Genomic DNA, 6,970 nt, shown 5'->3' with positions numbered 1-6,970 from the left:
TACCAGGACACTCTCAAGGCGAACCTGACCGTTTTTCTAATCATGCAACAAAGCCATTCAGATCGCTAAACCCGATAGCTACAAAGTCGAAGCTTAATACCCGGACGACCTCAAGGTGAGCCTGATCATCCTTCTAATCATGCAACAAAGCCGTTCACCTGCAAAAAATTCATCCAGCAGTTGCTCAAATACCGATCCGGGTGGTGATACCTGGGCAAACAGAGTCGCACACGATTTCAGTTTCATGTCATCAGGAGAACCAAAGATATCGTAGGCAGACTGTTCCTCGCCATCCAAAACCGCTTGGGCACATTCGATTAGACGCTGCCCCAGTACAGGATGACTGAGATAGACTCTGGCTTCCTCAAGGCTTTTGATCGCGTAGCGTTGGGACATTGCACTGAATCCTAACCCCTCAAACTGCGGAAAAATGTACCACATCCAGTGCGATCGCTTCTTGCCACCTCTAATCTCGGAGAGAGCTTGGTCGTAGTTGGATGCCTGCGCCTGCAAGAAGCGATTAAGGTCGTAGGGATCGGATGCAGGATTAAATGGGTGTGTACTCGTCATCATCCACCTTGAATTCATTCTAAAAACGCTGTATCGTCGCTGAAATCTGAAATTTGAGCATTTTCGTTTGAAGCAATGGTTGTGTCATACCAATCATTCGGTAAGGCTGCGGTATTCACGTCGGCCTGAGCTTCGGCCTCCGCCTCGGAAGCCAAGTTGTCCTGAGGCACGGTACTGGGTGTAGGAGCCTGAGCCGTGACGAACCGAATGGCTTCCTCAGGGTAAGTGGGCAGGGTTTGGAGGGTTTCTTGCACCGCCTTTGCGGTACTGAACCGTAGCGTCGGATCTGGCTCGACCATGCGAGCTAACAACGCCGTAAACTCCTTGGTAAGTTGGGGAGCCGACGATTGCCAGGGCATCAAACCTGTCTCTGGATCGGGAGGAAAAGCGCTAGCAGGTTGCCCCGTCACGGCTTCAATACCAATCACGCCCAACGCATAAATGTCGCTATTGTAACGAGGCTTTCCAGCAAGCTGTTCTGGCGGCATGTAACCCGGTGTGCCCACCGCAATCGTGAACTTAGCGTCTTGCTCCATGTTGGCAAGTTGGGTGGTAATTCGCTTGGCCACCCCAAAGTCGATCATCACGAGGCGTGCATCGATATCTCGACGGATGAGGTTGGCGGGTTTCAGGTCGCGATGAATGATACCGTGCTGATGGACAAAATCTAAAATTTGGAGAATTTCGTACAGCATGACGATCACGTCTGCTTCTGAAAAGACGCGGTGGGGTAGAAGCTCATGGGACAGAAGGTGGCCAGAGATAAACTGCTGGACGAGATAAAACTGTTGGGCTTCTTCAAAGGACGCTAGTAACAGGGGAATACGGTCATGCTGTCCTAGTCGTTCCAGCGTTTCCGCTTCGGTGGTGAATAAGCGGTGGGCGAACTCATGTGCCTTAGGATTTTCCCTAAGGACACGAAGTTGCTTCACGACACAACGCGGTTTTCCAGGACGCAGAATATCCTCAGCAATATAGGTTTCACTGAACCCTCCGGCTCCCAATACTTTGACAATCTGATATCGTCCGCTCAGCAGGGTTCCGGCAAGTGCTTTTTGGCGTTCCTGAATTAGATCTTGAAAACCTTCTTGCTCATTTAGGATTTCCTGAATCACGGGCGAGGTGACGTGGCGGCGGAGGGCTTCGCGGAGCTGCTGTTTGCTGCGCTGGTCTTTGGCGACCCCTGTAACTAGCTGGGAAAATCCACTGAGAGCGATCGCCACAATTGGAACCGTAGTGGGAATGATCGTCCGTCCGTGGATAAACGCGACGTAGCCAATCCCACCCCAGGCGATCGCCAGTCCCATCGCCACCAGCCAGCGGTTGAGCGCCTGCCTAGGGCGACCAATCACCCAACCCGCCCCTATCAGCAGCACCAGCACCAAAATCCCCCGCACTGGAGCTTGAGGTATGGCCTCTGTGATGGAGCGATTTTGAAGCAGAGTGGCGATCGCATTGGCCTGAATTTCTACACCTGCCATTGCTTGCGGGTAAAACCAGGTTTTTGAAAACGGTGCAGCGTGAAAATCCTGATGCACAGCGGCTACCGATCCCACCACCACGATTTTGTCCTTAAAGTACGCGCCCGACTGGAGTGCGTTTGTCCAGCTATCGTCATCTAAAACGTACCAAAACGGAATTTGCTCAAAGGTTTGGCTAGGCCCGTAAAAGAAGATGCTGTTGCTATTCGACAGGGCAACGTGTTGCGACACATCCAGGGTGGCGACAGCAAAGGATTGGGTGTTATGGGATAGCAACTCGTAGGCTTCGACCTGGAACGGGGGAGCGTTACGAATGAGTTCCGTTACGAATTGTTCGCCAAAGCGGTGAATGCGTCCGTCGGGTTCTAAATAAAAATTAATAAATCCGGTCAGTAATCCGCTCGGTTGAAAATCGGCAATGGACTGAACGTACTGGGTCGTTACCCCTTGGGGGGTTGCAACATCGGTGTATTGCGACGCCAGAACCACCCGATCGGCATGGTTCTGAAGAGCCTCGCTAAACACAGCATCGTCCTCTGGGCCATAACTGCTAGGTGTTGAAAAAATAATGTCAAAGGCGATCGCCCGTGCGCCTGCGTCCATAATTCGGTTAATGGCTGTGGCGTAGGCTGCCCGTTTCCAAGGCCAAGTTTGGATCGGTTCTAAAGCGGAATAGCGCTCTGGGTCGGCCTGGTAAAACTGCTGTTGAGTTAGGGATGCTTCATCAATGGCGAGAATGACGACATCACTAGGGGGTATCACCGGACCCCGCATTTCAAAAAACAGCGTTTGCCCTTGCCGCTCTAGCAAATCAACAATGCCTAAGTCTGCTGCGACGGCGGTTGCGGCGATTGCTGCCCAAAGTCCCGTCAAGGTATAGCCCAACGTGCGAAGCTGAAACCATCCCGCTAGCCCGGAAATTTCGCTGGGTGGAGACTGGGAGGCAGAACGACGACCCGGTAGGGTTTGCGGCAGGGATTTGGGTTGAGATCTGGAAGAAGACGGTCGCTTCATGGGCGCATTCCAGGCGTGGCGATAGGTCGATTCAGGCAGGATGGACGATGGTTAGGATCCGTAATGAGGAACAAGCAAGGGATTACTCCACAAACCCAGCATACCTGCCCAACTTCCGGACGGTTCTGGGGGCGATCGCGCTTAGACCACGGTGATTGCTGACGTGAGTTGAACAAATCACCGCGCATTTGTCCCTCAAACTCGAACAGCGTTTCTCCAGGATTCCAACGGATTTTCCAAATCTCAAAATGTGCTTTACGACTCTTTGCTTTTCTAAAGGTTCCAAAGTGTAGATAATGGAAAAGTTTCGTTAGTCTTGAAAGAGCCATTTCCACCCCGAATTTAGATCTATGCGTACCCATTACTGTGGTCAACTTCGACCTGAACATATTGGCAAAACGGTGACCTTGTGCGGATGGGTAGATCGGCGGCGCGATCATGGCGGCGTTATCTTTCTTGACCTGCGCGATCGCACGGGCATTAGCCAAATTGTCAGCGATCCCGAACGAACACCAGACTCCTACACCCTAGCCGGGGATTTACGCAATGAGTATGTGGTTAAAATCACGGGACGGGTGACGCAACGGCCTGCGGAATCGCTAAATCCCAAACTGCCGACGGGAGCGGTCGAAATTTACGCCGATACCATTGAGATCCTGAATGCGGTTCGCAAGCAGCTGCCGTTCCAAGTATCTAGCGCCGAAACCGAGTCTGTGCGGGAAGATTTGCGCCTAAAGTATCGCTATCTTGACCTGCGCCGCGAACGGATGAGCCGGAACTTACGCTTGCGCCATGACGTGATCAAAGCGGTTCGCCGCTTTTTGGAAGACGAGCAGGGATTCATGGAAGTAGAAACCCCCGTACTGACGCGATCCACCCCCGAAGGGGCGCGGGATTACCTCGTTCCTAGCCGCGTGAATCCGGGGGAGTGGTTTGCGCTGCCCCAATCGCCTCAGCTTTTCAAACAGTTGCTGATGGTGGCGGGGTGCGATCGCTACTACCAAGTCGCCCACTGCTTCCGCGATGAGGATCTCCGCGCCGATCGCCAGCCGGAATTTACCCAGCTTGACATGGAAATGAGCTTCATGACCCAGGACGAAATTCTGGAACTGAATGAAGCTCTGGTTGCCAGCATTTTCAAAGCGGTTAAAGGCATTGACCTGCCTCGTCCCTTTCCGCGCCTGACCTACGCCGAGGCCATGGATCGCTACGGCAGCGATAAGCCTGATACTCGTTATGGCTTGGAATTAGTCGATGTCTCTGACCTGATGAAAGATTCGGGCTTTAAGGTCTTTTCCGGGGCGATCGCCGCTGGGGGTATGGTCAAAGTCCTGCCCATTCCCAACGGTAACGACGCCATCTCCAACGTTCGCATCAAACCCGGTGGCGACATTTTTAAAGAAGCGACCGAAGCGGGAGCCAAGGGACTGGCCTACATCCGAGTACGCGACGGCGGCGAGATTGATACCATCGGCGCGATCAAAGACAACCTCACGGAAAACCAGAAAGCAGAACTTCTAGCCCGGACAGGAGCAAAGCCAGGGCATCTCTTGCTATTTGCCGCGGCGGATATCGCCACCGTCAACAAGACCCTCGATCGCCTCCGTCAATTTGTGGCACGGGAACTGAAGCTGATTGACGAAACCGCCCTCAACCTGCTCTGGGTGGTGGAGTTCCCCATGTTTGAGTGGAATGCCGACGAGAAGCGACTGGAAGCCCTCCACCATCCGTTTACCGCTCCCTATCCCGACGATGCCCACGACCTCAAGACAGCTCGTGCCCAAGCCTACGACCTCGTATTCAACGGCTTTGAAATTGGGGGAGGCAGTCTCCGAATCTATCAACCCGATTTGCAAGCGCAGGTGTTTGAAACCATCGGCCTTTCCCAAGAAGAGGCATACAACAAATTTGGCTTCTTGCTCGAGGCGTTTGAATACGGCACCCCACCCCACGGGGGGATCGCCTACGGCATCGATCGCCTAGTGATGCTGCTGGCTGGGGAAGAGTCGATTCGGGACACCATTGCCTTTCCGAAGACCCAACAGGCTCGCTGTCTGCTCACGAATGCCCCCTCAACGGTGGATGACCAGCAGTTGAAGGAACTGTACGTTAAATCTACTTACGAGCCGAAAGCAAAGGATTAAGCGAATGATTCGCACACTTCTCATGATTGGACTGATCGGATTTCTCAGTCTTGTTTTCTTGCACGCGCCAGTGCGGGCAGAAGGAGAGTTTGGCGGCCTCGCCTTGGGCAATGGTCAGCTTATTTTTGAGGCGCAGTGTGTGGGGTGCCATGTCCACGGCGGCAATATTATTCGGCGTGGAAAGACGCTGAAGCTAAAGGCACTCCAGCGCAACCATCGAGACTCAGTAGAGGCGATCGCCAATCTGGTTCGCAATGGCAAAATGCCCATGTCTGCCTATAAAGACTCTCTCACCGAACAGGAGATTCTTGATGTATCGGCCTATGTGCTGAATCAGGCGCAGCAGGGATGGAACTAGCGCAGATTTCAGTGCTGGCGATCGCCGCTCTGTTGGATTTCCTCATTGGCGACCCGTGGAACTGGCTCCATCCGGTGCAGGTGATTGGGGCATGGATTGGGTTCTATAGCCGCATTGTTTTGAAACGGTTGACTACGCCGCGATCGCTCAAGTTTGCTGGAGTGATCCTCGGTTTGGTGACGATTGTAGGAACGGGAGCGATCGCCTGGGGAACTCGAGCAATCGCCTATGCCCTTCATCCGGTTCTGGGAGTCGGTGTCGAAAGTGTGATGTTGGCCAGTTGCTTTGCCGGACGGAGTTTGCGTTCTGCGGCGGAAGAGGTGCTCAATGCCCTTGATCCTAAAAATCTTGATGCGGCGCGATCGCGTCTGAGCCGTTACGTAGGCCGGGATACCGAATCGCTTTCGGAACCGGAGATTTTGAGGGCAGTCCTGGAAACGGTCACCGAGAATGCCACCGATGGCGTCATGGCTCCGCTGTTCTACGCGATTGTTGGTGCATTTTTACCCATGGGATCAGCTCCCCTAGCGCTGGCCTACAAAGCTGCGAGTACCTTAGATTCAATGGTGGGCTACAAGGACCCCCCCTATACGGATTTAGGCTGGTTCAGCGCTCGGTTTGAAGATTACCTAACCTGGATTCCCTGTCGGCTGACGGTTCTGACGGTTGCGTTGTTGTCAGGGACGCCTCAAAGGGTTTTGCGGCTCTGTGTTCGAGACGCACCCAAAGACCCCAGCCCCAATGCCGGATGGAGCGAGTGTGCCTACGCGGCTGCGTTGGGTGTGCAGATGGGTGGCGTCAATACCTATCGGGGAGTAATCAAAGAGAAACCGCTGCTCGGTGATCCGATCGTTCCGCTTACCCGCGATCGCGTTCAGCAGGCGATCGCCCTGACTCGTTGGAGCTTCCTGCTATGGCTTGGAGGGGCTATCGTTGGCTGTTTTTGGATCAATAAGGTGACTCATACCCGTTTTTGAAATGACAGTTACCGATCCAAGGCTGGCATCGCTGATAGCGCAATGCATCGCCCACGCAAACCTGAACTCTCGAAACTCAAACCTAGTATCAGCCTATCGTCGTAAGCTCGCAACTCGCTGTCGAGCAGTCTGACGCGACACTTTTAACCGTGCTTCTGGTCGCTTAGCGTGCGAATCTAGAACCTCTGCATCCCGAAAGTCTGCACCCATCATATGCTTAGCAGACGAGGTGAACTCAAACTCCCATCTGATTTTTTCAAAGGGGCGATCCTTGAGCAAGCGGGCAACATCATAGGTAATCGCGATCGCCCGTCGGTCGCGGTACTGTGCTCGTCCCTGAAAGTCCCAGTTAGCGCTATAGAGAACCGTCGCATCGTAGGTTCCATCTTCCCGGGGCCAATGGCTGGCAAGCAGTACTGTAACCCG

Annotated in this window: 6 protein-coding genes; 3 read left to right on the top strand and 3 right to left on the bottom strand. The window is 53.6% G+C overall.

From position 1 onward, the window contains the following. Positions 1-93: 93 nt before the first annotated feature. Together IGR76_04505 and IGR76_04500 are read right to left on the bottom strand one after the other, a co-directional pair. Positions 94-570, bottom strand: a complete 477-nt coding sequence (locus IGR76_04505) for a DUF1810 domain-containing protein (GenBank protein MBF2077783.1) — start codon at positions 568-570, stop codon at positions 94-96. A 14-nt stretch (positions 571-584) separates the two neighbouring features. Further along, a complete protein-coding gene (locus IGR76_04500; protein MBF2077782.1) occupies positions 585-3,065 on the bottom strand; it encodes a CHASE2 domain-containing protein in 2,481 nt (826 codons plus the stop codon). 350 nt (positions 3,066-3,415) lie between these two features. On the opposite strand from IGR76_04500, the gene aspS reads away from it, so the two are divergent. Genes aspS through IGR76_04485 form a run of 3 tightly spaced genes read left to right on the top strand, consistent with a single transcriptional unit; the run spans position 3,416 to position 6,544 of the window. Continuing rightward, complete coding sequence (aspS, locus tag IGR76_04495) at positions 3,416-5,209, top strand: aspartate--tRNA ligase (GenBank protein ID MBF2077781.1); 1,794 nt, start codon at positions 3,416-3,418, stop codon at positions 5,207-5,209. Between the two features lie 4 nt (positions 5,210-5,213). Then, complete coding sequence (locus IGR76_04490) at positions 5,214-5,567, top strand: c-type cytochrome (GenBank protein MBF2077780.1); 354 nt, start codon at positions 5,214-5,216, stop codon at positions 5,565-5,567. Further along, entirely contained in the window at positions 5,558-6,544 is a 987-nt protein-coding gene (locus IGR76_04485) for a cobalamin biosynthesis protein (protein ID MBF2077779.1), read from the top strand. The genes IGR76_04490 and IGR76_04485 overlap by 10 nt, the downstream gene beginning before the upstream one ends. 93 nt (positions 6,545-6,637) lie before the next feature. Here IGR76_04485 and IGR76_04480 read toward each other — a convergent pair. Then, positions 6,638-6,970, bottom strand: a 333-nt coding sequence (locus tag IGR76_04480) for a hypothetical protein (protein ID MBF2077778.1), incomplete at its 5' end; no start/stop codon positions are given.

Source organism: Synechococcales cyanobacterium T60_A2020_003, from assembly GCA_015272205.1.
Classification (GTDB): Bacteria; Cyanobacteriota; Cyanobacteriia; order RECH01; family RECH01; genus JACYMB01.
Note: the sequence above shows the minus strand (reverse complement) of the source record. Positions and strands in the feature narration are given on the sequence as shown.